Source organism: Kribbella pittospori, assembly GCF_004331465.1.
In the GTDB taxonomy this organism is placed as follows: Bacteria; Actinomycetota; Actinomycetes; order Propionibacteriales; family Kribbellaceae; genus Kribbella; species Kribbella pittospori.
Genome location: NZ_SJKB01000011.1, coordinates 17,004 through 43,785, shown reverse-complemented (window position 1 = coordinate 43,785; position 26,782 = coordinate 17,004). Strand labels below are relative to the sequence as shown.

24 protein-coding genes and 1 pseudogene are annotated in these 26,782 nt (G+C 68.6%); 5 read left to right on the top strand and 20 right to left on the bottom strand.

The genetic code is table 11. The annotated features are described in order from the left end of the window. Positions 1 to 4: 4 nt before the first annotated feature. Together E0H73_RS31065 and E0H73_RS31060 are read left to right on the top strand one after the other, a co-directional pair. On the top strand, positions 5 to 895 hold the full coding sequence (locus tag E0H73_RS31065; RefSeq protein WP_131362281.1) for an oxygenase MpaB family protein: 891 nt from the start codon (positions 5 to 7) through the stop codon (positions 893 to 895). Between the two features lie 21 nt (positions 896 to 916). Beyond that, a complete protein-coding gene (locus E0H73_RS31060; RefSeq protein ID WP_131362279.1) occupies positions 917 to 2,116 on the top strand; it encodes an ROK family transcriptional regulator in 1,200 nt (399 codons plus the stop codon). A gap of 44 nt (positions 2,117 to 2,160) precedes the next feature. Here E0H73_RS31060 and E0H73_RS31055 read toward each other — a convergent pair whose 3' ends face one another. From E0H73_RS31055 to E0H73_RS31040, 4 genes are all read right to left on the bottom strand, one after another. Further along, positions 2,161 to 2,757, bottom strand: coding sequence for a ParA family protein (locus tag E0H73_RS31055; RefSeq protein ID WP_131362277.1), 597 nt, complete (start codon positions 2,755 to 2,757; stop codon positions 2,161 to 2,163). A gap of 112 nt (positions 2,758 to 2,869) precedes the next feature. Continuing rightward, positions 2,870 to 3,829: an ABC transporter substrate-binding protein gene (locus tag E0H73_RS31050; RefSeq protein WP_131362275.1), complete on the bottom strand. Its 960-nt coding sequence runs from the start codon at positions 3,827 to 3,829 to the stop codon at positions 2,870 to 2,872. Then, positions 3,826 to 5,781, bottom strand: coding sequence for an ABC transporter permease subunit (locus E0H73_RS31045; RefSeq protein WP_131362273.1), 1,956 nt, complete (start codon positions 5,779 to 5,781; stop codon positions 3,826 to 3,828). The genes E0H73_RS31050 and E0H73_RS31045 overlap by 4 nt, the downstream gene beginning before the upstream one ends. Further along, complete coding sequence (locus tag E0H73_RS31040; protein WP_131362271.1) at positions 5,781 to 6,851, bottom strand: quaternary amine ABC transporter ATP-binding protein; 1,071 nt, start codon at positions 6,849 to 6,851, stop codon at positions 5,781 to 5,783. The genes E0H73_RS31045 and E0H73_RS31040 overlap by 1 nt, the downstream gene beginning before the upstream one ends. A gap of 157 nt (positions 6,852 to 7,008) precedes the next feature. On the opposite strand from E0H73_RS31040, the gene E0H73_RS31035 reads away from it, so the two are divergent. After that, positions 7,009 to 7,665 (top strand): hypothetical protein, encoded by a 657-nt coding sequence (locus E0H73_RS31035; RefSeq protein WP_131362269.1) that lies wholly within the window; start codon positions 7,009 to 7,011, stop codon positions 7,663 to 7,665. 13 nt (positions 7,666 to 7,678) lie between these two features. Here the strand turns inward: E0H73_RS31035 and E0H73_RS31030 are convergent, their stop codons facing one another. Beyond that, positions 7,679 to 8,140 (bottom strand): group II truncated hemoglobin, encoded by a 462-nt coding sequence (locus tag E0H73_RS31030; RefSeq protein WP_131362267.1) that lies wholly within the window; start codon positions 8,138 to 8,140, stop codon positions 7,679 to 7,681. Between the two features lie 12 nt (positions 8,141 to 8,152). After that, the gene (locus E0H73_RS31025) at positions 8,153 to 9,073 is read right to left on the bottom strand and encodes an aminoglycoside phosphotransferase family protein (RefSeq protein ID WP_420323439.1); all 921 of its coding nucleotides are present in this window, start codon (positions 9,071 to 9,073) and stop codon (positions 8,153 to 8,155) included. A 17-nt stretch (positions 9,074 to 9,090) separates the two neighbouring features. On the opposite strand from E0H73_RS31025, the gene E0H73_RS31020 reads away from it, so the two are divergent. Then, positions 9,091 to 9,810 (top strand): DUF1129 domain-containing protein, encoded by a 720-nt coding sequence (locus tag E0H73_RS31020; RefSeq protein WP_131362263.1) that lies wholly within the window; start codon positions 9,091 to 9,093, stop codon positions 9,808 to 9,810. On the opposite strand, the gene E0H73_RS31015 is transcribed toward E0H73_RS31020, so the two are convergent. The 9 genes from E0H73_RS31015 to E0H73_RS30975 form a co-directional block, all read right to left on the bottom strand. Then, positions 9,773 to 10,453, bottom strand: coding sequence for a class I SAM-dependent methyltransferase (locus E0H73_RS31015; RefSeq protein WP_131362261.1), 681 nt, complete (start codon positions 10,451 to 10,453; stop codon positions 9,773 to 9,775). The two genes, E0H73_RS31020 and E0H73_RS31015, sit on opposite strands and share 38 nt — an antisense overlap. A gap of 45 nt (positions 10,454 to 10,498) precedes the next feature. Next, positions 10,499 to 11,296: a siderophore-interacting protein gene (locus E0H73_RS31010; RefSeq protein ID WP_272949165.1), complete on the bottom strand. Its 798-nt coding sequence runs from the start codon at positions 11,294 to 11,296 to the stop codon at positions 10,499 to 10,501. A 123-nt stretch (positions 11,297 to 11,419) separates the two neighbouring features. Further along, positions 11,420 to 11,860, bottom strand: a complete 441-nt coding sequence (locus tag E0H73_RS31005) for a type II toxin-antitoxin system VapC family toxin (RefSeq protein WP_131362258.1) — start codon at positions 11,858 to 11,860, stop codon at positions 11,420 to 11,422. Continuing rightward, entirely contained in the window at positions 11,857 to 12,111 is a 255-nt protein-coding gene (locus E0H73_RS31000; protein WP_131362256.1) for a type II toxin-antitoxin system Phd/YefM family antitoxin, read from the bottom strand. The genes E0H73_RS31005 and E0H73_RS31000 overlap by 4 nt, the downstream gene beginning before the upstream one ends. A 131-nt stretch (positions 12,112 to 12,242) precedes the next feature. Then, on the bottom strand, positions 12,243 to 13,370 hold the full coding sequence (locus E0H73_RS30995; RefSeq protein WP_238164385.1) for an endonuclease: 1,128 nt from the start codon (positions 13,368 to 13,370) through the stop codon (positions 12,243 to 12,245). 355 nt (positions 13,371 to 13,725) lie between these two features. Next, the gene (locus E0H73_RS30990; RefSeq protein ID WP_131362254.1) at positions 13,726 to 14,646 is read right to left on the bottom strand and encodes an ornithine cyclodeaminase family protein; all 921 of its coding nucleotides are present in this window, start codon (positions 14,644 to 14,646) and stop codon (positions 13,726 to 13,728) included. Beyond that, a complete protein-coding gene (locus tag E0H73_RS30985; RefSeq protein WP_131362252.1) occupies positions 14,643 to 15,773 on the bottom strand; it encodes an aminotransferase class I/II-fold pyridoxal phosphate-dependent enzyme in 1,131 nt (376 codons plus the stop codon). The genes E0H73_RS30990 and E0H73_RS30985 overlap by 4 nt, the downstream gene beginning before the upstream one ends. Beyond that, positions 15,757 to 16,383 carry a helix-turn-helix transcriptional regulator gene (locus E0H73_RS30980; protein WP_131362250.1) on the bottom strand — a complete coding sequence of 209 codons (627 nt, stop codon included), beginning with the start codon at positions 16,381 to 16,383 and terminating at the stop codon, positions 15,757 to 15,759. The genes E0H73_RS30985 and E0H73_RS30980 overlap by 17 nt, the downstream gene beginning before the upstream one ends. Before the next feature lie 33 nt (positions 16,384 to 16,416). Further along, positions 16,417 to 17,214: a PrsW family intramembrane metalloprotease gene (locus tag E0H73_RS30975; RefSeq protein WP_131362248.1), complete on the bottom strand. Its 798-nt coding sequence runs from the start codon at positions 17,212 to 17,214 to the stop codon at positions 16,417 to 16,419. A gap of 145 nt (positions 17,215 to 17,359) precedes the next feature. On the opposite strand from E0H73_RS30975, the gene E0H73_RS30970 reads away from it, so the two are divergent. After that, positions 17,360 to 20,992: a S8 family serine peptidase gene (locus E0H73_RS30970; RefSeq protein WP_131362246.1), complete on the top strand. Its 3,633-nt coding sequence runs from the start codon at positions 17,360 to 17,362 to the stop codon at positions 20,990 to 20,992. Between the two features lie 34 nt (positions 20,993 to 21,026). Here E0H73_RS30970 and E0H73_RS30965 read toward each other — a convergent pair whose 3' ends face one another. The 5 genes and pseudogenes from E0H73_RS30965 to E0H73_RS47450 all read right to left on the bottom strand — a co-directional run bounded on the left by E0H73_RS30965 (position 21,027) and on the right by E0H73_RS47450 (position 26,778). Next, positions 21,027 to 22,004, bottom strand: coding sequence for a helix-turn-helix domain-containing protein (locus tag E0H73_RS30965; protein ID WP_131362244.1), 978 nt, complete (start codon positions 22,002 to 22,004; stop codon positions 21,027 to 21,029). Between the two features lie 182 nt (positions 22,005 to 22,186). Beyond that, on the bottom strand, positions 22,187 to 24,010 hold the full coding sequence (locus E0H73_RS30960) for a hypothetical protein (RefSeq protein WP_131362243.1): 1,824 nt from the start codon (positions 24,008 to 24,010) through the stop codon (positions 22,187 to 22,189). Further along, positions 23,995 to 24,753 (bottom strand): ABC transporter ATP-binding protein, encoded by a 759-nt coding sequence (locus E0H73_RS30955; RefSeq protein ID WP_131362241.1) that lies wholly within the window; start codon positions 24,751 to 24,753, stop codon positions 23,995 to 23,997. Before E0H73_RS30955 ends, E0H73_RS30960 begins: the two co-directional genes overlap by 16 nt. Before the next feature lie 136 nt (positions 24,754 to 24,889). After that, positions 24,890 to 25,720 (bottom strand): carbon-nitrogen hydrolase family protein, encoded by an 831-nt coding sequence (locus tag E0H73_RS30950; protein WP_131362240.1) that lies wholly within the window; start codon positions 25,718 to 25,720, stop codon positions 24,890 to 24,892. Between the two features lie 59 nt (positions 25,721 to 25,779). Continuing rightward, positions 25,780 to 26,778 (bottom strand): annotated as a pseudogene (locus E0H73_RS47450) (Abi family protein). Between the last annotated feature and the right edge of the window lie 4 nt (positions 26,779 to 26,782).

Below are 26,782 nucleotides of genomic sequence, written 5' to 3'. Positions count from 1 at the left end.
CTGTATGGCCGCCACCACTGCTGGACCGCTGGACCCGCTCCGGGACGGGTTGGCGAAGCTGATCATGACCAAGGTGGCGGGTCCGGACCCGCGCGCCGAACGCAACCGGGTGCACAACACGCCCGGTCCCCGCTGGTTCGCGCCGGACCGCCCGATCCGGCGGGTGCACGGCGACGCGTCGATGTTCGCCGGTGGACTCCGGGCGCTGCTCCTGCAGTCGCTGCACCCGCTGGCGATGGCTGCCGTGTCCGCGCACTCCGGCTACCGCGGCGACCCGTGGGGGCGGCTGCGCCGGACCAGTTACTTCCTGGCCATCACGACGTACGGCGCGATCCCGGACGCCGAGGAGGCGATCGCGCGCGTCAAGTCGGTGCACGAGCGGGTCCGCGGGACCAGTCCGGACGGGGTGAAGTACCGCGCCTCCGATCCGCATCTGCTCAAGTGGGTCCACGTGGCTGAGGTCGACAGCTTCCTCGCTGCACACCAGCAGTACGGCGTCGAACCGCTCAATGCCGAGGAGCAGGACCTGTACGTCGCGGACGCGGCACTCGTGGCCGGCAGGCTCGGAGTCATTGACCCACCGACCACAGTGGCCGAGTTGCAGCAGACACTGACGGAGTATCAGCCGGAGCTGCGCGGCACGACCGAAGCCCGCCAGGCCGCCCGCTTCATGCTCGTGCACCCACCTGTCCCGTGGGCCGCGCGCCCGGCGTACGGCGTACTCACGGCTGCTGCAGTCGGTCTGCTGCCGTGGTGGACGCGGCTGCCACTGCGGCTGCCCTACCTCCCGCTGGCCGAGCGGACCGTCGTACGCGCCGCCGGCAACGGCCTGACCAGGACCATCCGGTGGGCTCTGACGTCCCCAACACTGGGAGAAATCGGAGCGGAGTCCTGAACGCGCCGGTAGGTTGTTCTCGTGCCGCTGCGTCCTCATCGTCCACTCCCCCTGGCCACGCCGGCGGGAGTCGAGGTGCTGACCAGGATTCTGACCCAGGGCCCGATCCCGCGGGTGGAGATCGCGCGCCGGACCGGACTGTCCCAGGCGGCCGTCACCAAGGCCGTCGCGCCGCTGATCGAGACCGGGTTCGTCACCGACCAGGCACCCGTGCCGGCGGAGGACAACCAGCTCGGCATCGGCCGGCCGGTGAGCCCGCTGACCGTGGTCCGCGAGAGCGTCTCGCTGATCGGGTTGAAGGTGACCCCGACCAGCCTGATCGGCGTGACCACAGACTTCACCGCCGGGATCCTGACCGTCCGGCACCAGCGCCTCGACGACACCACACCCGAGCGGGTGGTCGACCAACTGGCGGACCTGTCGAAGGAACTGATCACCTCGCTCAAGCTGGGTGAGGTGATGGCCGGGCCGCTGGTCGGGATTGGTGTGGCGGTGTCCGGCGACGTCGATGCGGCGCACGGCGTCGTACGGGACTCGCCGTTCATGGGCTGGCGGGACGTTCCTGTCGCGGAGCTGATGGGTCAGCGACTCCGGGTCCCGGTCGTGGTGACGAACGACGTACGGGCGCTGACTGTCGCCGAGCACTGGTTCGGGGTCGGCGTCGACGCGGACTCGTTTGCGGTGGTGACGATCGGGTCGGGCATCGGCTGTGGGCTTTACATCAACGGTGAGGTCGTGTCCGGGGCGTACGGCGTCTCCGGTGAGCTCGGCCATCTACCGCTGGCTCCGGGAGACCTCGTCTGCACCTGCGGGCGGCGCGGATGTGTGGAGACGGTTGCCTCGTCCGACGCAATCCTGGCCCGGACCCGGGAGACCACCGGGCGGGCGGATCTGGATCTGGCCGGGGCGATCAAGCTGGCGCACGAGGGCGATGAGCATGCGCGCGAGGCGTTCGACCGGGCCGGTGAGGTGATCGGTGCGGCGCTGGCCGCGATGGTGAACCTGGTCGGGCCGGAGCTTGTGGTGATCGCGGGCGAGGGCGTGGCGGAGTACGACCTGTACGAGGAACGGCTGCGGCGTACGTTCGCGGAGCATGCGTTCGGCGCTGCCGGCGACTGCCGCCTGATGCTGCGCTCGCACACGTTCGACGATTGGGCGCGCGGCGCTGCCGCCACGGTGATCCGCTCGTACGTCCGCGGCGAACCACCCCTCAACCGCTGAGCCCGGGCACACAGCCGCACCGTGCGCCCGGGCTCTCGCGAACTTCAGGTCCTGGCCGCGGCCAGGATTTTGCGCCAGACCTTCTTGTAGGACTCCAGGCCGTCGGCGGCGAGCGGACCGCTGGGCCCGGCCGTGATCGACACGCGCTCCGGGATCGTGCCCCAGACCGGGATGCCTTCCTCGGCGTACTGCTGCATCGCTTCCTGATAGCTCCGGGTGTAGGTCCGGGCCGAGCAGATCACCAGGCCTGCCGGGACGTCGTCCGGAACCAGTTCCAGGACCGCCTTCACGCGAGGTGTCTCCACGCCGCCGATGCGAGTCGGGATCACCACGATCCGGGCTCGCTCGAGTGCCTTGTTCAGCAGCCGCTCGTGCGACGGTGGCATGTCCACGATGCCGATGCCCTCGGGCGGCACTTTGTCGAGTGCCTTGTTCAGCAGCCGCTCGGTCGGCGCCTCCTCGATCTCGATCCTGTTCAGATGGTCGTCCTCGGAGGAGTCGACCCAGTCGGCGGCGCTGCCTTGTGGATCGGCGTCGACCAGGGTGGCTGTGCGACGGTTGGAAGATGCCAGCGCGGCCAAGTACACCGACGTGGTTGTCTTTCCGACCCCGCCCTTCAGTGCAGCTGTCACGATGATCATGAGAGTGAACTTACCCGGTCCTGTCCGATTTCCGGCGTGTCGTCGGCGTTGCTCACCCACATCGTGATAGTTGCCCCCAGCCCGTGTGAACAAGCTCAAGCCCGCTTCAGAGCTACTTCTTGCCGAGCCAGGTGTCGACCTTGGACTGGTTGTCCTTGATCCATTTCTCGGCGGCGGCGTCGGGTGTCATCTTGTCGACGGCGATCATCCGGGCTACCGCGTTCTGGTCCTCGTTGGTCCACTGGAAGTTCTTGACCAGGTCGTACGCCGGGCTGCCCGAGTCGGCGAACTCCTTCGAGACCACCTTGTCCAGGTCGTACGGCGGGTAGTCGCAGGCAACCTTCGCCGGATCGACATCGCAGCCGGACTTGTACGGCGGCAGGTCGATCTTCACCAGCTTGAGCTCGTTGAAGAACCACTGCGGCTCGTAGAAGTACGCCAGCAGCGGCTTCTTGTTCTTCTCCGCGTCCCGGAACGCCTGGATCAGCGCGGTCTCGCTACCGCTCTGCACGACCTTGTAGTTCAGCGACAGGTTCTTCACCAGCGCCTCGTCGTTCGTCACGTACGACGGGTCGCCGTCGAGCAACTGCCCCTTGCCACCGGACTCCGAGGTCTTGAACTGGGCGGCGTACTTGTTCAGGTTCTTCCAGTCGGTGATGTCCGGGTACTTCGCGGCCATCCACGGCGGCACGTACCACCCGATCACGCCCTTGACGCCGGTCGACCCCGTCTCGACCGCGACCTTCTGCTCCTCGATGTACTTCTTCTTCAGGTCCTCGTGGCCCCAGTTCTCCAGCACCGCGTCGACCTCCCCGGTGCCGAAGCCCTGCCAGGAGATCTCCTCCTTGAGGTTCTTCTTCACCACCGTGCAGCCGAGATCCTTGCTGGCCACGTACCCGACCACGGCCGCGTTCGCCTCGTACCCGACCCACGGGTTGACGGCCAGGTTGAACGTGCCGCAGTCCTTGCCACCGCTCGCGGCCGGTTGTTCCGCGCCGACCTTCTCTCCACCGCATCCGGCGAGCGCGAGTGCCGCGGCCGTCAGGACACCGGCGTACCGGAGCTTCTTCACAGCTTGTCTCCTCTAACTGTTCCGTTGAACTTCCGGGTCCGCGCGGCCGCCTGGGTGATGCGGTCGAGCAGGACCCCGAGCAGCACGATCGCCAGCCCGGCGGCCAGTCCCTTGCCGTACAGCTCGCTCTGCGCGAAGCCGGCGGCGACGTCGTACCCGAGGGCACCGGCGCCGACCAGGCCGCCGACCACCACCATCGCGAGCACGTAGATCAGGCCCTGGTTGACCGCCAGTGTGATGGCTCTGCGGGCCACCGGCAGCTGCACCTTGCTGATCACCTGCCAACTGCTGGAGCCGACCGAGTTCGCCGCCTCTACCGTTGCCACCGGCACCGCCTTGATGCCGTCAGCAACGATCTTGGTGGTGACCGGTACGGCGTACACGACGGCTGCCGCGATCGCGGTGAACCGGCTGGTGCCGAAGAGCGCCAGGAACGGCACCAGGTACACGAACGGTGGCATCGTCTGCCCGGCGTCCAGGACCGGCCGGATCCAGGTGTCGACCCGGTGCTTGCGCCCGGCCCATACTCCGAGCGCAAGCCCGACGACGACGACCACGACGGTCGCGAGCAACGTCGAGGCCAGCGTGATCATGCTGTCGTGCCACAACCCGGTGGCCACCAGCAGTCCCGAGCACACCACCGCCGGCACCGCGCCCCGCCAGCTCCCGAGTACTGCTGCAAGCGCGACAACGACCGCGGCCACGAGCCACCACGGCGACCCGGTCAGCAGGGCCTCGAGCGGGTTCAGCAGACCGTTGGTCACCGCGTCACGGACGCCGTACGTGAAACCGCCGAAGGTGTCCTGCACCCAGTTCGTCACGTCGGTGGCGATCACCGCGATCCGCGACCCGATGTTCACCGTGTCCGGGAACTCCGCCGCCCACACGTAGGTCCGGGAGAACCAGACCGCGACCAGTACTCCGACCGCGCCCGCGCCGAGCAGGACCTTCCGGCGGACGCTCGCCGTACGCCAGGGCCGGTCGCCGGCCGCGGTGGTGACGCGGTCGAGCACGATCGCGATCACCACGATCGCCAGACCGGCGTTGAACGCGACGCCGACGTCGAGCGTCTGCAGAGCAGTCAGCACGGTCTGGCCGAGACCGGGCGCATCGATCAGCGCGGCGACCGTCACCATCGACAGCGCGGCCATGATCGTCTGGTTGATGCCGACGACAACAGTGCTGCGCGACATCGGCAGCAGCACCTTGGTCAGCGTCTGGCCGCGGGTCGATCCGAGCGAACGGGCCGCCTCGACACTCTCCAGCGGGACCGAACGGATCGCGTGCGCGGTCAGCCGGACGGCCGGCGGCGCGGCGTAGATGACGGTCGCGATGGTTGCGGCGGCCGGCCCGATCGCGAAGAACAGCGTGAGTGGCGCGAGGTACACGAACGTCGGCAGCGTCTGCATCAGATCGAGCACCAGCGTCGCGACCTTGAAGGCCCGGTCCGACAGACCGGCCCAGATGCCGAGCGGGATCGCGATCAGCAAGGACAGCAGCACGGCCGCGATGGTCAGCGAGAGCGTGTCCATGCTCTCCTGCCACAGCCCTTGCAGCCCGACGAACCCGAGCCCGGCGGCGGCCAGCAGCGCGACCTTCCAGCTCCCGAACGCCCAGGCCAGGTACGCCGCCACCGCTACCACACCGAGCCAGCCGATCACCGGAACCGGACGCCCGTACGACGGTTGCGCCAGAACGTTCTGGAGCAGTACGACGAAGTGGTCCACGCCGACCCGGATCCCGTCGAAGACGGCGTTGCCCTGGCCGACGTCGTCGCGGTGATCGGTCAGCCAGCGGTGGAACGGGGTCGTCTCCTGACCGCCGAGGACGAGCGTGTCGATGCCGCGGAGCAGGAAGTACGCCGCGACCCAGACGACGAGCAGGATCCCGACGATCACGCTGCGGCGAGGTCGTCGTACCTCGAACTCGACCGAGCCGGTAATGGACGCCATCAGACGGGCTTTTTGTGAGGCGGCGCTACGACGGCGAGGATCTCCTCGTCACCGATGACGCCGAGCAGCGTGCCGTTGGAGACGACCTTGACCGGGCGGTCCGACTCCAGCACCAGCCGGGTCGCCTCCCGGACGAGCACGTCCGGGCCAAGCTCCGGTCCGTCCAGCGGCTCCTCCGGGCGCGGCTCGCGGACGATCCAGCGCAGCGTCAGTACGTCGGCCCGCTGCACGTCCCGAACGAATTCACGAACGTAGTCGTCGGCCGGAGCACCGACCAGTTCGTCGCCGGTGCCGAACTGCACCGCGGCGCCGTCGCGCATCAGCAGGATCCGGTCACCCAGCTTGAGCGCCTCGGACAGGTCGTGAGTGATGAACACCATCGTCTTGCCGACCTCGCGGTGCAGGCGCACCACCTCGGTCTGCATCTCGCGGCGGATCAGCGGGTCGAGCGCGGAGAACGGCTCGTCGAAGAGCAGTACGTCGGGGTCGTTGGCGAGCGCTCGGGCCAGACCCACGCGCTGCTGCATGCCGCCGGACAACTGCTCGGGATAGAGGTTCTCGTTGCCGGCCAGTCCGACCAGGTCGATGACCTCCTGGGCCCGGCGACGCCGGTCCGGCTTGCTCTCGCCGCGGATCTCCAGACCGTACGAGACGTTGTCGATCACCTTGCGGTGCGGCAGTAGCCCGAAGTGCTGGAACACCATCGAGAACTTGCTCCGGCGGAGTGCACGCAGCCGCTTCTCGTCGGCCGCGCGGAGGTCCTCACCCTCGAAGATCAGGCTGCCCGCGGTCGGTTCGATCAAGCGCGTGAGACACCGGACCAGCGTGGACTTGCCCGAGCCGGACAGGCCCATCACCACGAACACCTCGCCGGGTGCGACGTCGAAGCTGAGGTCGCGGACGGCCGCCGTACATCCGGTCTGGCTGTACAGCGCGGCGCGATCGAGCGAGGCGAGCTCCGGCCGGCGGGGGACGCGTTGCGCCTTCGGGCCGAACACCTTCCACAGGCCCTGGATCGACAGCAGCGCGTTGTCGTCCTGCACCCCGGGATACTCGAGCTGAGCGGTCACTGGTTCACCCTCGCATCCCCGCCACGCGGATTCGTCGTGAACCGCGACTGTATCCAACCCACAGTCCCCCGGCGCGGGCGCGGGGTGTCTGCGACGTCAGCGAACGGCCCCCACCGTCGGTGAAACTGGTAGGCCCCACGATGCGAGGAGTGGCGACATGCCTGACGTTCCCGCCGAAACCCAGCCCGCCGGGCCCGCCCCGGCGTCCGTGCGGGCACAGATCCTGTCCACCGAGCACTGGAGTCTGCTGGCGACCCGCAGCCTGGCGTGGAGCGAGAGCTTCAGCCGCGCGAGCTGGTTCGTGACGGTGGTTTCGGCGGCCATGGTCGCGCTGGCCCTGGTGGCGCAGAGCACCGACTTCGGCGTCGGTTTCCGCATCTTCGCGCTGCTCGTCATCCCTTTGCTGGTGGTCATCGGCGTGGCCACCGTCATCCGCTTGGTGCAACTCAACGGCGAGGACGTCGAGCTGGTGATCGGGATGAACCGGTTGCGGCGGGGCTATCTCGACATCGCGCCGGAACTCGAGGAGTACTTCGTCACCGGGCATCGCGAGGATGTCGCGGGGATCATGCGGACCTACGGCACCCGCCGTACGCGGATCCCGGCGACGCAGTACCTGTCGAGCATCGCGCTGCTCGTCAGCGTGATCGTGGCGGTCCTGGTCGGCGCATTGGCCGGCCTCATCGGCGACGCGCTCGGCACCGGACTCACGGTGTCCGTCGTCATCGGGATCGTCGCGGGCGCCGCGGCACTCGCGGGCGTCGTACTGCTCGTCGTCCGTCACGTCCGCCAGACCTGGGGTCAGCGGACCTGACGGATAACGATGCCTAGGGCTGGTACGGCGGTGCTTCGCCCCAGCCCCAGTGGGGGACGGGCGCCTCGGGTGGTGGAGTGGCGCCGGGCTGGGAGTTGGACAGGGCGATCCTCGTGCCCCACTCGATGTAGGCGACGAACGCCGAGCGGAACTCCGGATCGTCGGGGAGCCCGGCCGGGTCGGCGCTCTGCGCGATCAGGGCAGCCCAGCGCGAACGCTGCTCTTCGGTGAGCGCCAGGCCGAGGTGGTGGCCCAGCATCGCCGGGTAGCCGCCGAGCTCGTCGGTGTAGCGGCTGTGGCCGCGGAAGACCTCGCCCAGCCAGATCGCCACATGCTCGCGGTGCTTGTCGCTCATGTGCGCGAACACCGGCGCTAGGACCGGGTCGCTCGGCACCTTGTCGTAGAACACCTGGGTCAGGCGCAGCAGCGCCTCATGCCCACCGGCCCACTCGTACAGCGTCGGAGTCGTCGTCATGTAATGATGTAATCACGAGTGCAGGGCAGCGGCGACAGCGGCCAACTCATCCTCGATCCGGGTCGCTCCGTCCTCGGTGAACCACAGCACGTTCTGCAGGATGCGGCCGGCCGTCCAGCCGAGTGCGCGGTCCCGATCGATCCCGGTGACCTCGAGCATCAGGTCGAGCCGGTGCCGGATCGCCTTCGGCAGATCGCCGGTCGCGACCAGGTCGTCCCACCGGTTCCACAACACCGGGAAGACGTCGAAGCCGGGATCACCGGCGAGCGGCTTGGGGTCGATCACGAGCCACGGCTGCCGCTGCGCGGCCATCACGTTGGCGTAGTGCAGGTCCCAGTGCAGCAGCCGGTCACCGGAGTCCGGCAGCAGCTCGGTCACCTGGTCGACGAAACGCCGTACCAGCCGTCGGTCGGCCGGATCGACCAGCCGGGGGATCAGGCCGGGCGCGTCCTCGACCATGCCGCCGGCGATGTCCGCGAGGCGCCGGATCCCGGGCGGCGCCTGTACGGCGCTCAGCCTGACCAGAAGCTCGGCCAGGATGCGGGTCGCCTCGACGTGGTCGGGCAGGTCCTCGAGCGTGCGCGGTTCGAGCCGTTCGAGCAGCAGGGTCGAGGTCGCCGGGTCGTCCTCGAGGACCTCGACGACGTCGTCGTGGTTCCAGGTGCGCAGGCCGAGCGCCTCGCCCTCGCTCTCGTCGTTGACCGACTGGAGTTTGAGCATCGCCTCGGTTCCGTCCTGCCGGACGACCGGAAGAATCAGCGACGCCTCACCGCTCAGGGGCTCACCCGTGATGGACAACTGCCACCGGTCGAGGTACGTCGCGGCCGTGCCGGGCAGGCTCGCCAGCCACTCGGGTGACCGTTCGCTGTGGTTCCTGATCAGCTTCGCGGGAATCTCGATCACCCTCGGCACAGTAGGTGGTTCGGGTCGGATGTGCTTGGGTTTTCTCCGTGACCGAGGTGGAACGCCGGCACCGGCGAGTGCAACGCGTGGTGGCAGTGACGTATCTGGGGATCCCGCTGGTGTTGCTCGGGATCGTGGCGTGGATCAGCACGAAGGGATCGGCCGCGACCTGGATCGGTTGCGTCGTGCCGGCCGGGATGCTCGTGTTCGGGTGGATCCTCTGGCGACGGCATCGGTACATGCCGCGTTGGTGGGCCGGCGTCGGCGGGCTGTTCGGCGGGATCGCTGGGTTGTTCGCGACGCTCTATCCGCTGGTGCTCGGCGTCTGGTGGCCGGCGCTTATGGCATTGCCGGCGCTCATCGTCGGACTGGTCGCGGGGCTCGCGTTGGCCCGTGCCGCGGATCGTGCGCTGCTGGTTCCCGTCGTACCTGAACTGGCGGAGACGCCGTACGAGCTGGTCTTCCGGTTGCGCGGGATGCCGCTGGCCGCTGTACTGCTCGGCGCCGAGTCAGTGACGATCCAGGGTCATCCGTTCCCGCGGTCCGAGGAGCAGTCGCGGTCGTATCCGTTGGCCGCGATCACCGGGACCTTCGAGGTGTCGCTGAGTGGGGCCGAGCGGCTCAAGTTCCCGATCGCGATTCCACACCCGGTCGCGACCGAGGGGCCGGCGATCATCCTGCAGGCGTCCGGCGACGACTGGGTCCTGCCGAGCAACCAGGCTCCGACCCTCATCGAGCTTCTGGACCGGCGCAGGTCCATCGCATAGCCAGCGCGAACCCGAGGTCGTCGTACTGCGCTCCCGGGAAGACGCCGTCGTACAGCTCACGGAACTGGGCGCGGGACAGGTAGCGGTCGCTGGCCAGGTGATCGAGCCACGGCTTGCTGTGCCAGAACCGGAACTCGAACCACGCGTCCCGCAGCCCCAGCCGGGCGATCTGCCGTCGGAACCCCAGCCAGGCACCGAGCACGTACAGATATCGCGGTGGGGTCGGGTAGCGATCGCTCACGTTGTCGACGATCGCGACCGTGCCGCCCGGCCGGACCAGGCTCTTGAGGTGTTCGAGGCCGGCCCGGTAGTCGGGCAGGTGGTGCATCATCGTGTGGCTGTAGACCAGGTCGAAGCCGGCGTCGTCGATCGTGAACACGTCGGCCGTGCGGTACTCGAGGTTCGGCCGGGACCGGGTCCGGCGGGCGAGCTCGATCATCGGCTCGCTCAGGTCGACGCCGACGACGTGGTCGAACTGCCCGGCCAGCCGCTCGGCCGCATGTCCGGAGCCGCACCCGACATCGAGCGCACGCCGGCCGTGCAGCCCGAGCCCGAGCACCCACTCGACGTGCTGCCCGGGCTGCAGGCTGACGAACCGGTCGTACCCGGCCGCGAAACGAGCGAACGAGGCAGGGTCATCCATGCTTCGTACGATGCCGCGCGGGCCGACCTGGTTCGCCTGCCGGCGTCAGGAACCCTCGCGCTCCTTGCGGGCGGTCTCGGCCTTCTCCGCCTGCCAGCCGTCCTCGTTCTTGCCCAGCCGCCAGTAGCCGGACAGCGAGACCCGCTCACGCGGCAGGCCGCGCTCCTGGAAGAGGTTCTTGCGGATCCGGAACACGAAACCGGCCTCGCCGTGCACGAACACCTGAACGTCGCCGGCCGGGAAGTCGAGCGACTCGAACGCGGCGACCAGCCCGTCGCCACGACCGTCCGACGTGCCCGCGCGGTGGAACCAGGTCACGTCGACGTCGCCGGAGCCGCTGAGCTTCTGCTCCTCGGTCTCGTCCTCCACCTCGACCAGGACCGTCGCCCGCGCACCCGGCGGCAACTGCTCGACCGCGGAACCGATCGCCGGCAGGGCACTCTCGTCGCCGACCAGCAGGTGCCAGGCCGCCGCCTCGTCCGGCGCGTAGGCGCCACCCGGACCGTTGAACCACAGCACGTCGCCCGGCTTGGCCGCCGCGGCCCACGGCCCGGCGACGCCCTCGTCGCCGTGGTAGACGAAGTCGATCGCGAGTTCCTTCGTGTCGTCGTCCCAGCTGCGCACGGTGTAGGTCCGCATCGTCGGCCACTGCTCGCGCGGGTACGTCTCCCGGACCACACCCATGTCGAGCGGCTCCGGGTACTCGACACCCGGCTGGCAGAACAGCAGCTTCACGTAGTGGTCGGTGAATCCGTTGTCCGCGAAGTCCTCGGAGCTGAACACAACCCGAATCATGTGCGGAGTGATCTGTTCGGTACGGCGAACAGTCGCGCGCTTGCACACGCGATTACGACGGGGTGCGGGGCTGGTCACACGACCACAGTCCTCTCAGCGGAAGTTAGGCCTACCTAACAAACCCTAACCCACCAACCCCAGCCCCTGCCCCGCCGTGACGAGCCAGCCCGGCTACCCGCTGAGCTCCGGCTCGTTGACGTCCGCGATGTAGAACCCGAGCTTCTCGCCGGCTTCCAGCTGCTTCTGGTCACCGGATGCGAAGAGCAGGTCTCGCGCGTCGACAGTCTCCGCTGTCGCACAATGCACAGCGTCGTACCCTCGAAGCGCCTGCGACGAAGCCAACGCGGCCGCCCTGCGGACGACCGGCTCCGTCGGATCGATGACAGCCATCTCTCGCCAATAGCGATCGAGATCCCCTAGCGCCTCTGCTTCCCGAGCGTGAGTGATCCGGTGACAGCGCACCGCCCGCGCCAAGGCTGCAGCGGCCTCGACATAGAGCAGTCGCGTGGTGACGACGTCATCGGCGTCGTCCCACAACCGGCGGCAGACGGGGGAAACCGGCTCGGGAATCAGCAGCGGGACGAAGGCTGAGGTGTCGAAGTAACAGATCATCGCCTCTGCTCCGCGATCAGGTCGCTGACAATGCCGTCGGCCTTGCTGGGGATTCGTGCCGGACGCTTCTTCTGAAGCGGCGGCCGCGCCTTCCCCTCTGCCACCAGTTGCTGCAACCTGGTCGGGCCGTCGACCGGCACGATGCGGGCGATCGGCTTGCCGTGGTCCGTGATGGTGATGGTTCGTCCCTCGCGCACCTCGGCGAGATGGCGGCTCAGCCCGTCGCGCAACTCCCGGATCCCGACGTCCATCAGACCTCCTATGGCCACTTTCCCTCCTTCGATTCTAGCCACATTCCGTGTCCCCACCACTGTGGAGCACGCAAGTGACCGGCGCGAAGGGCAGATCGTGGGGCAGGGCGGGGCAGCGCGGGGCAGATCGGTCAGGGCCAGATGGAGGTTATCCATTCGGGGTGGTCTATGAAGGGGTTTCGGTTGTGTTGGTAGGTGGTGTAGATGACCTCGTTGCGGCGCTTCTCGAAGGCGTCGGGGGGGTCGGCGGCGGCCCAGGCCTTGAGGACGGAGAGTTTGCCGATCGCCGGGGCGGAGCCGTTGTTGACGGAGTTGTTCGGCTCGAGGTCGGCGAAGCCGTCGCCGCCGTCGTACCGGACCGCCATGTAGAAGATCATCCGAGCCACGTCGCCGCGGGCGGCCGGACGCGGGGCGAAGGAGTCGGAGTCCGCGGTGCAGTCGGAGCACTGGGCGACCGCTGAGCCGCCGTTGTCGAAGTCGAGGTTGCCGCGCGCACCGTTCACCGACACGTCCTCGGGCCGCAGGTGGTGGATGTCGGTGCCGGGACCGGTCGCCGTACCGAAGTCGCCGTGGGACTTGGCCCAGACGTGTTCGCGGTTCCAGTCGTCGGGGTCGCCGCCGTTGCTGCTCTTGCTCTGCGACCGGCCGGAGTAGATGTCGATCACGTTGTTGCTGTTCGCCGGGTCCTGGTCGGTGTCCTTCAGCGCGTTCCAGACCTGGTCGTAGGTGAGCTTGGTCTGACTCGAGATGATCGTGTGCAGCGCGGCCTTCAGTGCGGGACCGCTCTTGCCCTCGGCGCCGGCGTAGTAGTCACCCGGATCCGGCCCCGGATCACCCGAGCCGCCGCCGAACGCCGTCGCGTTCTTCAGCCCCGGATGCGAGAAGTACGCCGCCAGCGTCCCGGTCACCGTGATCTTCTGACCGAGACGTCCAGGGTTGCTCTGCAGTCCGTACGACGCCCTGAACGCGGAAGGGATCTGGACATACAGCATCGCCGACGTACTGGTCTGCGCGGCCGAGTCCGCCAGCGCGAGTGCGTAGTCGTTCGGGAAGTTGCTCCGGACAACGGTGCTGGTCGCGGTCGGCTGACCGACCACGTACCCCTCGACCGTCGCGGTGGATCCGTCCTGCCGGCCGATCGCCGTACTGACGGAGATCGTCGCGGTGGTCGCCGCGGTCGACGGCGTGATGCCGAAGCCGAGCAGGGCGAGCACAACGGAGACGACCAGGGCGGGACGAAGTGCGCGTGGAATGGGCACGGCAACTCCCAGGGGCGGTTGGGGTCCGGTCGTCCTCAGTCTGCCCACCGGATCGGGTCACCGAACGTCCGGCGGTGAAACCGTCGGTGAATTGAGTCGGTGGGGCGGTGAGCATGTGAGTGATGCTCAACCGCCCCACCTGGGTGTATGGGCCCCCATCAGGCCGCGACGAGCCGCCGCGGGCCGCTCTGCCCATCCACCAGTGAGGCGCTACTGGCGGGCAGCACCTCACCGCACAGGTGGAGGGCACGGCCCCAGACGAGCGGCCCTCCTGCGGTGGCGTGGTGCGGACGCCGTTTACGGACCGTACTCAGTCCAGCACACGTTGTCCATGCCTCGGCGCGGCTGTCTCACCCTACTGACGGGAAATTGACTCGTTAGCAGTCGCCCTGGCCAGTACGGCGCTCGCCACCGCGGCGTCGGCCGCACCGATCCCGGTCAGATCGGCCACCGACCGGCGGCTCCGATCCACGCCGTCCCGCAGTACGGCGCCGACCGCCAGGTCGACGTCGTTGCCCACGACACCAGCCCGTACGGCGTTCCCGAAGTCACCGTGATCGAGGCACTGCGCGTGGTCGTCGGTGGCGATGACCGCACCCGCGAACACCTCGACCGGCAACTCACCCTTGCCGGGCATGTCGGTCCCGATCCCGGTGATGTGCAGCGCGGACCGGAACGCCTCGACCGGCAACGGCTCCCGGGCAGCGGTCGTCGCGATCACGCACGCCGCACCGTCCAGTCCGTCGGGCCGCGCATCCAGGCCGTCCTCGGCGAAGACCGCACAGAGAGCCTCCACAGCCTCGGGACGACGACCCCAGACCTTGACCCGGCGCAGCGGGCGCAATTCGCACAACCACTGCACCTGCATCCGAGCCTGCTCGCCCGTCCCGAGGACCGCGACCTCATCCACGTCGGGAGGTGTCATCGCGTCGGTGATCAGCGCCCCGGCGGCCGCCGTACGCCACGCGGTTAGCAAGCCCTCGTCGGCGAGCACCGCGGCCGGAGCGCCGTTCGTCGCGTCGACGAGAAGCATCAGCCCGTTGTTGACCGAGGCGAACGTGCTGGCGACCTTCACCACGAAGTACGGCGACCCGTCGACGTACCCGGCCTTCACGTGGCAGTCGCCGGCGTGCTCCGGGAAGTCCAGCACCATCGGCGCCGGGACCGACGTACGACCCTCGGCGTGGGCGATCAAGGCATCGCGAACCGCGCCGAAGACCCGATCTGGTGTGGCGATTCTCGTGATCTCGGTCAGACCGATCACCGGCAGCGTCATCCGCGCTTCTCCAACCATTCGCCCCACACGGTCAAGGCCTCACCAGGATCGCTCCGCCCGATGCCGACCCGGAAGCGGTCGGTCGGGCTCTCCGTCAGCGCCGAGCCGTAGATGCTCGACGGCAGCAGCAGTACGCCGGCCTGTTCGACGACGTCAGTGCACATGGCCTCGACACCGTCCGCACCAAGGTAGCGCGGGAAGCAGACGCAGCCGCCGTCCGGTGCGGTGAACTCGAACAGCTCGGGATAGCGCGCGAAGAACTCAGTGAAGATCGGCAGATTCTCCGCGACGATCCCGCGGTTGCGGTCGAGCACCTGCTCGCGGGCCCGCAGTGCGATCAGCGCGAGCACTTCGCTCGGCGCGGAGTTGCAGATGGTCGTGTAGTGCTTGGCGCGCTCGAGCTTGTCCAGCACGGCCCGATCCCGGCAGGCGATCCAGCCGATCCGGAGGCCGGGCAGCCCGTATGCCTTGGACATCACGTTCAGGGAGAGCGCCGTACCGGACAGATCTGTTGCTTGCGGCAACGATGGCGCGGAGAGTTCCAGCCCGCGGTACACCTCGTCGCTGAACAGCGTGATCCCGCGCTCGTCGCACAGCCGCACCAGGCGATACCAGCTGTCGAGCGACGGGACCGCCCCGGTCGGGTTGTTCGGGAAGTTCACCGACACCATCCGGGTGTTCGGCCGGAGTGCGGCTTCGATCGCGTCGACGTCGAGCGCCCAGCCGTCCTCGGGCCGCAGCGCGACACCGCTGACCTCGCACACCGACAGCGGGACCGTCTCTGCCGCCTGGTAGTTCGGGGTCAGGACCACTGCATGATCCGTGGGCTCGAGCAACGTCCGCATCGCCAGGTAGAGCGCCTCCTCGGCCCCGGCGAAGCACAATACGTCATCCGCCTCGGCGTGCTCGTACGTCGCGGCGATCTCCTCGCGCAGCGCGGGCAGTCCGCGCGTCTCGGTGTAGCCGAGGGCCAGCGTCTCCCACCGCTCCCGGCCGTCGTCGCCGGCCAACGCGAGCAGCTCGGCCAGCGACAATGTCTGCGCGTCCGACGCCGTCAGGTGGTAGCGCGCACTGAACTCCCACTGCGCGAAGTAGGTCTCCAGCCGGAAGTCAGGCAGGGTCGGCATCGGCGGGTTCCTTCCGCGCCTCGGCGAGCAGTTGATAGAGCGCGGATCGGGAGATCCGGAGCGCGCGAGCAACGGCCGGGACCGATCGCCGCTGACTCAGGACGCCGGCGGCGTCCAGCTGACCGAGCACCTCGAGCCGGTCCGCGCGGGTCAGCCGGTCGACCGTGGCGCCGCGCTCGCGGACGTACGCACCGACGATCTCGTTGAGCGTCTCGGACCAGTCGTGCTCGAACAGAACCCGCGGCTGCCCGGCCACCGGCGCCGCGAAGGCGGCCAACAGCCGCGAAGCGTCTTCGAAGGCGGTCCGGTCGACGTTGATGCACAGGACGTACGCCGGTTTGCCGTCGTCGTCGCGGATGACAGCACTCACGCTGGACAGCCGGCGGCCGTCGGGCAGTGTCTTCGGGTAAGGGCCGTAGACGCCCTCGCCGGTCGCGGTCAGCTCGGCCAGCTCGCCGAGGAGTGAAGGCTCGCCGGGCTCGCGGCCGGACAGCGGGTTCCAGATCCCGGCGACCTCGTCGGTCACGGCGTCGTGCAGCACCACCTCGGCGTGCGGCGACAGCAGCCGCGCCAGGGCGTCACCGAGCGGTGCGAGTTGATCCGGCTTCACGTGTGGACAATAGGTCCACCATGGACGGTCTGTCTAGGCGGCTGGGACCGGGACGCGCGCCTGGTCCATCCGCTGCGCTCGCTTCAGGCCGTAGAGCAGCAGGCCGATCGAGATCACGCCGACGATGATGTAGGTGACCCAGCCGCCGATCCCGTCCCAGGTGGTGTGCAGGGCAACGGCGAGCGCGTACATGCCGAGGAATCCGACGAAGTGCTTACCGCTCGGCACGATCACGAACCGCCAGAGTCCCCAGCAGGCCAGTCCGGTCCAGGCCGCGTGCCCGGCCGGCGAGAGCAGGCCGCGGATGAACAGGGTCCGCTCGGCGGCCCCGACGTTCCCGTCGGACTGCAGCAGCGCGACGAAGGCGTAGCCCATCGTCTCCAGTACGGCGAACCCGGTGCCGACTGCGACCCCGATGACGATCCCGGTCCCGAGCGACGTCCGGTACCGGTGTCCGAAGAACAGCACCAGGATGGCCGGCACGACGAGCTTCGCCGCCTCCTCGATCAGCCCGACCCCGAGCATCGGCAGCGTCCCGAGTCGCCGCATCGCGTCGTACTCGAGCAAGCCGGCGACGACCACACCGACCACGCCGCCGAACAGCAGGGATCCACCGAGCGTCGGGCCGTCGATCAGCCAGCGCCCGGACCGTCCGGCCGCGAACGTCACGAACGTCAGCGGTACGACGAGCGCGCCGAGCAGGATCAGCGTCGGGAACAGATTCGGGTTCCCGGTGTCGGTGAAAACCGCGAGCACCAGCACGTACAGCGCACCGCCGACCAGCAACGTGCCCAGCCAAGCCCACCTACGCGCCACCTGCTGTGCGGTCATGCCTCCGATGGTGCCGGGGCTGGCGTGCTTGCGCCATGTCGCAGGGACGGCAGTGATGGACAGGCCGGATCCCCGTGACCTGATTGCAAACTCTGTCCCAAGAAGAGGTGGTCCTGCCCCCAACCTCTCGAAGGAGAATCCGCTTATGTCCCATCCACGGATCACTGCTGCCACCCTTGCAGCGGTGCTGGCCCTCGGCGCGGTCACGGTGACCCCGGCCGCCGCCGCGTCACCACCCCCGACCGGGAACACCAGCCCGAAGAGCAGTGCGGTCACCCTGATCACCGGAGACGTCGTCGAAGTGACCGACGCGGGTGGCGGCCGGAAGGCGGCCAGCGTCCACCCGGCCCCGGGCCGCGAGGGCGTCTCGTTCCACACCATCGAGGCCGACGGCGGCCTCCGCGTCCTGCCCAGCGACGCCGTCCCGTACATCTCCACCGGCGTCCTCGACGTCGACCTGTTCGACGTGGACGAGTTGATCGCCGACGGGTACGGCGACTCCGCCGCCCTGCAACTCCCGCTGATCGTCAAGTACGCCCCAGGCCTCCGCACGTCCGAAGCCCTCGCCGGTACGACGACCACCCGGCAGCTGGCGTCGATCGGTGGCGAAGCCGTGGACGCGGCCAAGGACCAACTGCCCGAGCTGTGGAAATCCTTGGCCCCGGCGGTCGGTGCTCGCTCGCTGAGCAGCGGGGTCAGCAAGATCTGGCTCGACGGCAAGGTGAAGCCGGTGCTCGACAAGAGCGTCCCGCAGATCGGTGCACCGGACGCGTGGAAGGCCGGCTACGAGGGTTCCGGCGTCCAGGTCGCCGTACTGGACACCGGTGTGGACGCGCAGCACCCGGACCTGGTCGGCAAGGTCAAGGAGGCCGAAGACTTCTCCGGTAGCCCGACAGGCGCGCAGGACCACTTCGGTCACGGCACGCACGTCGCTGCAACCATCGCGGGCACCGGAGCCGGCGCGGGCGGGACCCGGAAGGGCGTCGCCCCGCAGGCCGACCTGCTGGTGGGCAAGGTGCTCGGCGACGACGGCTACGGCTACGACTCCTGGATCATCGCCGGGATGGAGTGGGCCGCCGCCGAGGGCGCGAAGGTCGTCAACATGAGCCTCGGCGGTGGTCCGACCGACGGCACCGACCCGCTCAGCCAGGCAGTCAACGACATCAGTGCACAGACCGGCACATTGTTCGTCGTCTCGGCCGGCAACGACGGCGCGGACGAGACGATCGGTACGCCGGGAGCCGCGGCGTCCGCACTGACGGTCGGTGCCGTGGACCGGACCGACGGGCTGGCCGACTTCTCCAGCCGCGGACCGCGTCTCGGCGACGCCGGACTCAAGCCGGAGATCACCGCACCGGGCGTGGACATCATCGCCGCCCGGGCGGCCGGTACGGCCATGGGTGCGCCGGTGGACGAGCTCTACACCGCAGCCTCGGGTACGTCGATGGCCGCGCCGCATGTGGCCGGAGCGGCAGCCCTGCTCGCGCAGCAGCACCCGGACTGGAAAGCCGACCAGCTGAAGAACGCGCTGGTCAGCACCGCCAAGACCCAACCGAACCAGACCGTGTACGCCCAGGGCGCCGGCCGCGTGGACCTGACCCGAGCGGTCGCGCAGAAGGTGTTCGCCACCGGTGTGGCGGACTTCGGTCTGCAGACGACGACCGGTTCGTCCACCCGGACCATCAACTACCGCAACGACTCGGACGCGCCCGTCACGCTCACCCTGTCCGTTGCCGTCAGCAACCTGGACGCCGGCAAGCCGGAGACCGACGCCTTCGGTGTCCCGGCCACCATCACCGTGCCCGCGCACGGCAACAGCGACGTACCGGTGGACCTGACCGCGGCCAAGCTCGACCGCGGTCTGCACAGCGGCTGGATCGTTGCCACCGGCCCCGACGGAGTCGTCACCCACACCGCGATCGGCGCGCTCCGGCAGGGCCCGAAGCACACCGTCACGCTGCGGGCGGTCGGCCTCGACGGACAGCCCACCGGAGTCCCGGTCATCTCGCTGTACGGCGACAACTCGCGCTCCGACGTACTCGCCTGGATCCCGGACGGCTCCAGCTACACCGCCGAGGTCGAGGAGGGCACGTACCTGCTGCACTCGCTGGTCGAGAACGGCGACCCGCAGGACGAGAAGGTCAGCCTGTTCACCGACCCGAACATCGAGGTGAGCAAGGACATCGAGGTGGTGATCGACGCACGCAAGGCGGTGCCGATCACGATCCGGACGCCGAAGCCGTCCGAGCAGCAGGCGGTGCTCAGCTACTACGTGCACCGCGAGTACGGCAACGGCCGCTCGATCAGCCACGGCGTCATGCACTTCAGCACGGTCAAGGAGGTCAGTGTCACCCCGACCAAGCCGGTCAAGGACGGCACCTTCGAGTTCTCGTCCCGCTGGCAACTGGTCGCGCCGCTGGTGCAGGCCACGGTCTCCGGTGTCACCGGACCGCTGGACATCAACCTGCTGCACCAGTCGCCGTCGTACGAAGGCAAGAAGCGGTTCCCGCTGGTGGCCGCCGACGCCTCGTTCCAGGGAGTGAAGGGCGCGGTGGCGGTGCTGGACTCCAGTCAGGACGGCAGTGAGCAAGACCAGATCGCGGCGGCCGCGAAGGCGGGTGCCGCTGGGGTGATCCTGGTACGGCCGGCGGACTGGTCGGCGTGGACGGTCTGGCGCCCGACCGGCGACCGCGAACCGATCCCGGCGATGGTCACCACGTTCAAGGACGGTCATCGATTGATCGACCGGGCCGAGCGCGGCCACGCCACGATCGACCTGACCCTGACCACCTCGAGCCCGTACCTGTACGACGTCCAGCAGGTCTCGACCGGGTCGATCCCGAGCAAGATCGACTACAAGGTGACCCCGGCCAACGGCGCGCGGATCACCACCGGGTACGCCGACAACGGCGGCTTCGACTGGGCCAAGGAGCAGCGGTTCGGGTGGCGGCCGTGGCAGGAGTACTCCTGGAACGACTCGCAGCGGTTCGTGCAGACGCCGAAGGTGCGAGAGGAGTGGGTGACCTCTGGTGACTCAATCTGGCAACACCGGGTGCACCACCTCTACACCTGGGACGACATGAACCCGCTGGCCGGTGGCATGACCACGCTGCCGCGGACCTACAAGAACGGCACCTCGAAAGAGACGTGGTTCGGTCCTGTGGTTCGGCCGGCCACGGCACCTGGTGTGGTGTCGAGTCGGACCGGCGATCGGTTGTCGCTGCGGATCCCGTCGTTCGTGGACGCGGACGGGCACTACACGGTCGGCGAGACCACTTCGGCCAGCGCCAAGCTGTCGCGCAACGGTCAGGTGATCGCCGAACTGCCGGACGCGTGGGAGGACGTCATCACCTCGAGCGACACCGCGGCGTACAAGCTGGACCTCGCCACCTCGCGGAGCGACGCTGACGGGGAGTGGAACTGGGCGACGAACACGGAGACATCGTGGGAGTTCCGGTCCGGTAAGCAGGCTGAGGACAAGGCGACGCCGCTGCCGCTGCTGCAGGTCGGCTACAAGGTCCCGACCGACCTGACCGGTCGTGTCGGCGCCCGTACGCACGTCGTCGGCTTCGAAGCACCCCGGTCGACCTCGTTGAGTGCCTGGGCCTCGTTCGACGAGGGCAAGACCTGGCGGAAGCTCCTCGTGGTAGGTGCCCTCGGCCACTATGTCGCCGTGGTCGCCAACGCCCACGACACCGTCTCGTTGAGGGTGCAGGCCACCGGCACGGACGGCGCGAAGTTCACGCAGACGGTGATCCGCGCGTACGGCGTGAAGTAGTTGGGTGAGCTGGGGCGGCTTCGGTCGCCCCAGCTCAGATCCAGCCGCGCTTGGCGGCCTGGAATGCCAGGCCGGTGCGGGTGTCGACGCCGGCCAGCGCCATCATCCGGTCGAGCCGGCGCTGGACGGTACGACGGCTGATGCCCAGCTGGGATGCGATCGACTTGTCCGGCACACCGGCGACCAGCAGCGACAGCAGGAACCGCTCGTTGTCGTCGAGACCTTCCGTCTCCGCGGAGTCGCCGCGCTGAAGCTTCACCGGCGTCGCCTGCTCCCAGTGGCTCTCGAAGAGGGCCAGGAGCGCATCCAGCAACTGGCCGCGGCTGATGACCGCGGCCGTCGGCTCACCGATCCCCAGCTCGTCGTCGCGGACCAACGGGCAGACCGCCGTCGAGCGGTCGACGATCGCCAGCCGGACCGGGAGCGTCGGCAACGCCCGAGCCTCCTCGCCCCAGCTCACGCCCTCGGCGATCGAGTCGAGTTCGCCCGGGGTCTCGAGGAGGGCGCGTTCGTAGATCGCGCGATACCGGACGCCGCGGGTCAGAGCGCCGTACTCCTCGGTGTTGTCCGCGCCTTGCATCGCGAGTGGGTTGGCGCGGCAGAACCAGAGGATCTCCTCGCGCGCCGACTCCTGCAGGTCGCGCAGCCGCTCCCGGAGCGCGGTCGCGCCGACGATCACCTCGACCAGGTGGTGCGCGTCGCGGCGGCTCGCGCTCGCGCGGAATTCCTCGCTCAACGCCGCCACCGTCTTGCGGGCCGTCTCCAGCGACTCCTGCCGGCGGAGCAGCGTCGTACCGAGCGCCACGTCGGGCGGGAGCGGGCGGAACACGGGGTCGTCTGATTGGCTCGCCGCGACCAGACCCATCGCCTGCAACCGCTGCAGTACCTCGTCCGCCTCGTGCCGGGTCAGCTCCGCGACTTCGGCGAGCTCCGCGGACCGGGCGGCGGACAATCCGACCAGCAGGCGGTAGGCCTGCTCCTCCCGGGCATCAAGCAACAAGCCTTCCTGCATGGGCGGCCCCCTCTCGGCGCGGTAGTCCACCTAATCAGGCGTGACAACGCTGAAGCGAGCCGATTCCCGCTGGCCGTTCGGTGCCACGGCACGTCCGTGCCGCGGCCGTCCTCGCCCTGTGGATGGTTATGGGCGCCCGAAGCGTCACCAACGCCCGCCATCGGGGGACTCCCAAGCCGGGCCTACCCCGCCTCCGCCGGTGACACCTTCCGCGCGTTGTAGTAGGTAGGACCGCCGTACGCGTACATCCCGAGGCCGAGCGCGGCCATCCCCACGATCACCAGCCACGGCCACGGGCTCGGCACGTAGAGCGCGAGGAACCAGGACTTGGTGTCGTGGTTGTTGGTCAGCAGGAAGATCGCCGGTACGAGCGCCTGCGGGAACAACGGGATGGCGCCGAAGCCGAGACAGAAGCCGGCCGTCGTCCGCTTCCAGCGGGGGATCGACTCGTACTGCGCCTTCTTCTTGGCCTCTTCGACGGTCCGGCCATGCCTGAGCAGCGTGAGCAACTCGGGCCCGCGCTGTTCGAGCCGGTTGATGGCGAGGCGGCCGAGGTACCACCACGCCAGCACGCCGGACAGCACCCCGATCGGGACGCCCCACCACGACCAGTACAGCGCGACGACCAGTGCGGGTGCCGCGGTCACGGACACCAGGACGAGCATCACGTAGACGAGGCCCACGGTCTCGCCCTCGTTCTCACCCGAGTTGAGCGGGTTCCCGGACCGTTTGTGCGCGTCGGTCGTCGGAACGGCGGCCCACACCGAGCAGGCCACGATCAGACCGGCCGCACCACCTAGCAGTGCCGGCATCACGCTGAGCACGAGCGGCCAGGCACCGGCGTCGCCTGCCCACCACGTGAAGAGCACGGTGATCAGGACGGTGAGCGGTCCGAAGACGAGCAGGAACGCGCGCTGGCGTGCTCGCACGTCCGGTCCGGCCGAGCCGGGGGTCATCAGCGTCGTCCACAGCGCCGTACCGTCCGCGCCGTACAGGTTGGACGCCATCGCACCGGCCATGATGACGGCCGCCGGACCGGCCCACGGCAACATGTATGTCGCCTTGAGTGCGAGCGGCATCATGCAGAAGAAGAGGCCGTAGCTGACGGCGAAGACCGCCTTGTGACCGTAGAGCAGGTCCCGCGTCCACGAGCGGAGTTCCTTGGCTGCGGCCGCGGTGCTCGGTCCGTCGGCGGACAGTGGTCGCCGTACCTTGTGGCTGCTGTGGCTGGCGGTCGTACGGCGTACCAGGAGAGCGGACCAGGCGATCAGCATCACGGCGGCGAGCAGGACCAGGCCGACCAGCGGCAGCAGCACCTCGAGCCAGTCGCCACGACCGGCGGCCTCGACCGCAGCGAGACCCCAGCCCGACGGTGCGATGCGCGCAGCAGTGGCCACGGTGCCCTGCACGTCGGTGGAGACGTACGCGACGATCAGCGCCCAGCCCTGCGCCGCGAACGCCAGGATGAACGCGTTGACCACCGCGGCGAGGACGGCACCTGAGCGGACTTGCAGCAGTACGCCGTACACCGCGACGGCGAGCCGGGACGCCAGGATGAAGCAGAACAGCTGCAGTACAAGGGCAGGCAGGGCGATGAGTGCTGCCGCGACGCTCAGTTGCGCGCCGGCGACGACCAGACTCAGCAGGGCCACCAGGCTGATCACCGGCGCGACACCGGCGACCGCGGCGACCAGTAGTCCGGTCGACAGCGTGCGCGGTGGCAGCGGCAGCATGCTGAAGTACTCCGGCTTGAGCGTCTCGTCACCACCACCGGCGAACAGCGGCCCGACCACCCAGCCGAGCATCCAGATCCCGAGCGCGACGACCAGTCCGTCGTTGTCGCCGGTAGCTGCGACCCAGATCGTGCCACCGGCGAGCACCAGGCCGCAGAACGCACCGGTGCCGATCCAGGAGACCCGGTTCTGGTCCTTCAGCGCATGCCGGAACGAGGACAGCCGCATCCGGACCAGCGTGTGCGAGGTGGTGTAGGTCAGGCCGAGAGCCACGACAGACCCTCCGCACCCCGGGTCGACGCACCGACCAGCGACACGAACGCGTCCTCCAGGCTGCCACCGGCCTGCACCTCGGAAACGGTGCCCGAGGCAACAACCTTGCCCTCGGCGACAACGGCCACCCGGTCGCACAGCTGCTCGACCAGCGCCATCACGTGACTCGACATCACCACCGACCCGCCGCCGGCGATGAACCTGTTCAGGATGGTCCGGATGGTCGCCGCCGACACCGGGTCGACCGCCTCGAACGGTTCGTCGAGCACCAGCAGCCGTGGCGCGTGCAGCAAGGCGACGGCCAGTCCGAGCTTCTTCCGCATGCCGGTCGAGTAGCCGATCACCTGCTTCTCGTCCTCGTGATCGAGCTCGAGCACCTCGAGGAGTTCCGACGTACGCCTCCGGACCTCGTCCTCGGGCAGACCGCGCAGCAGGCCCAGGTACGTCAGCACCTCACGCCCGGTCAGCCGCTCCGGCATCCCGAGCCCGTCCGGCAGCACCCCGACAAGCGCCTTCGCCTTCGTCGGCTCGTCCCACACGTCCACCCCGAAGATCCGCGCCGTCCCCTCGTCCGGCCGCAGCAACCCGACCGCCATCGACAGCGAGGTCGTCTTCCCCGCCCCGTTCGGCCCGAGCATCCCGAAGAACGACCCGGTCGGCACCGACAGACTCAGCCCGTCAACCGCCCGCTCCTCGCCGAACACCTTGGTCAACCCGACCAACTCGAACGCCGCACTCTCCATACCGCCAGTTTCCTTCCAGCTCACACCCCTAGAAGTCAAACCCTGCCACCGCGGGAGGTCCCAGGTCGTCAACCCCACGACCGACCCCCGCCGTCCCCCAAACGGCCTACGTCAGACCGCCTTCGTCTCGGACCGGTCAGAGCACGGTCTTGTCGCGGGAGCGGAGGTCGTCAACAGCTCTGGTGCGGTAGATGTCGCCCTTCATGGCGGTAGCGCGCCACGGGCGTGCGTGCTGGAACGGGACAGTCAGGGCGGGGTCGTCACGGTCCAGGGTCGTGATGGCGAGACCGGAGTTGCCGCTGAGCTGGGCGGCGTACGTGCCAGTGGGGGTGATCAGACCGGACGGCATCAGGTCGACAGTCTGTGCGGGCAGCGACATCGAGACCCAGTAGCAGTTGATCGCGGCGTACGCGCGGGCCTTCAACTCGAAGATCGAGTCCACCGGGTACGCCGACAGCAACAGGCACTCGACGCCGAGACGCTCGTACTGACTGAACAACTGCGGAAAGTTGACCTCGACACAGATCGCGCAGCCGAATCGATACCCGTCGACATCGAACACGACCGGGTCGAAGCCAGGGCTGTAGAAGTGGTTGATCTCGGTGTTCGAGCAGAACCGCTTGTCGTAACGGTCGACCAGTTCGCCGGCATCCGAGATCACATACAAGCTGTTGTGCGGCCGATGCGGCGGCGTCAACGGATGCGCCGACCCCAGCACCACCCACAGCCGCAGCTCAGCTGCCAACGCCATGATCCGCTCGAGCTCGCCGCGGACCACCTCCCAGTCAACCTGGGACCAGTCGGCGATCTGCTCCTTCGCATACCCACTCAGCGCACCCTCAGGAAACTGCACCAACCGCGCCCGCCCAGCCGCCGCCTTCCGCATCAGCGACCGGACCGTCTTCCCATTCACCCGCGCGTCCGCACTGATAGCCGGCTGCGCAATAGCAACCCGAATCCCCGTCATCGCCCTACAGTCGCACCCCGCACCGACAGAACCACAGAACGCCACACACCTCCCGACCCTCAGGAGGATCCACCCGTCCAGAGGCGCTGGTGCTCCCAGTTCACGGGAAAACCCATGCTGTCGGTCGGCGACAGAGAAGCGGTCGCCGGAAACGCCCGCACATGAGTCAGCAGCGAGCGTGGCCAAACGTTGTCCTGGACAACAGCACTCGACAGGTACGCCGCGATCGCCAGACTCGAGTAGACCTTGTCGGTCGGAACCGAGCCCGCCAGGTGCTCCAGAACCGGACCCACCTGGTGGCGATTGAATCGCCGGATCGTGTAGGTCATCGAGCGATTCCACAACCGCGCGTGGTGCGCGGCGACGTTGCGCAGATAGTTGATCGCCTCGAGCCACCCGCCGACCAGACCGCCACCCTTCACGCCGAACTCCCTGGCGATCACTGTGCGATCCTCCGGTCGCATGAGATTGAAGAGTCTGACCAAGGATCCGAAGGTGAGGACTTCGACGGCGATCCAGACCGGAAGTTCGTCGTACTTGTGCAGGTTGTGCCGCAGGAAGTCCTCCCGGCCGGCATCGCGAATCGCCTGCCGATAGTTCCTCGACCACGCCTGGTGCCTCGTCTCCCGGCGACCGTTGCGTCGAACCGACTCGTCGCACGCGGCCGCGTCGAGGGAGGCCACACGGAGATGCCCGAACGGATCTCAGGCGCCGAGGATGTAGGCGACCTTGGTTCGCAGCCCGATCTCGACCGTCTCGATGACGTCGAGTACGAGGAGCCGCAACTTACGGTCGAACTGCCACAGGCGATCGACCTGCTCGAACGTCGTCCCGGCGGTGATCGACTCCGAGCGATAGTGCGCCGGACTAGCGACAGCACGCTCATCCATCGGGAGCAGCTCCCGGAACGGATAGACGTACGCCGACAGTCGGTAGTAGCCAACGCTCGTCAACAGACGCAGCGCGGCGGCCTCATCGTTCACCTCGAGCCCTCGGCTGCGAAGCAGCTTCAACTGCTCCTGGTACGACAGATGCGGCTTGGTGTAGGCGACTGGCATCGGG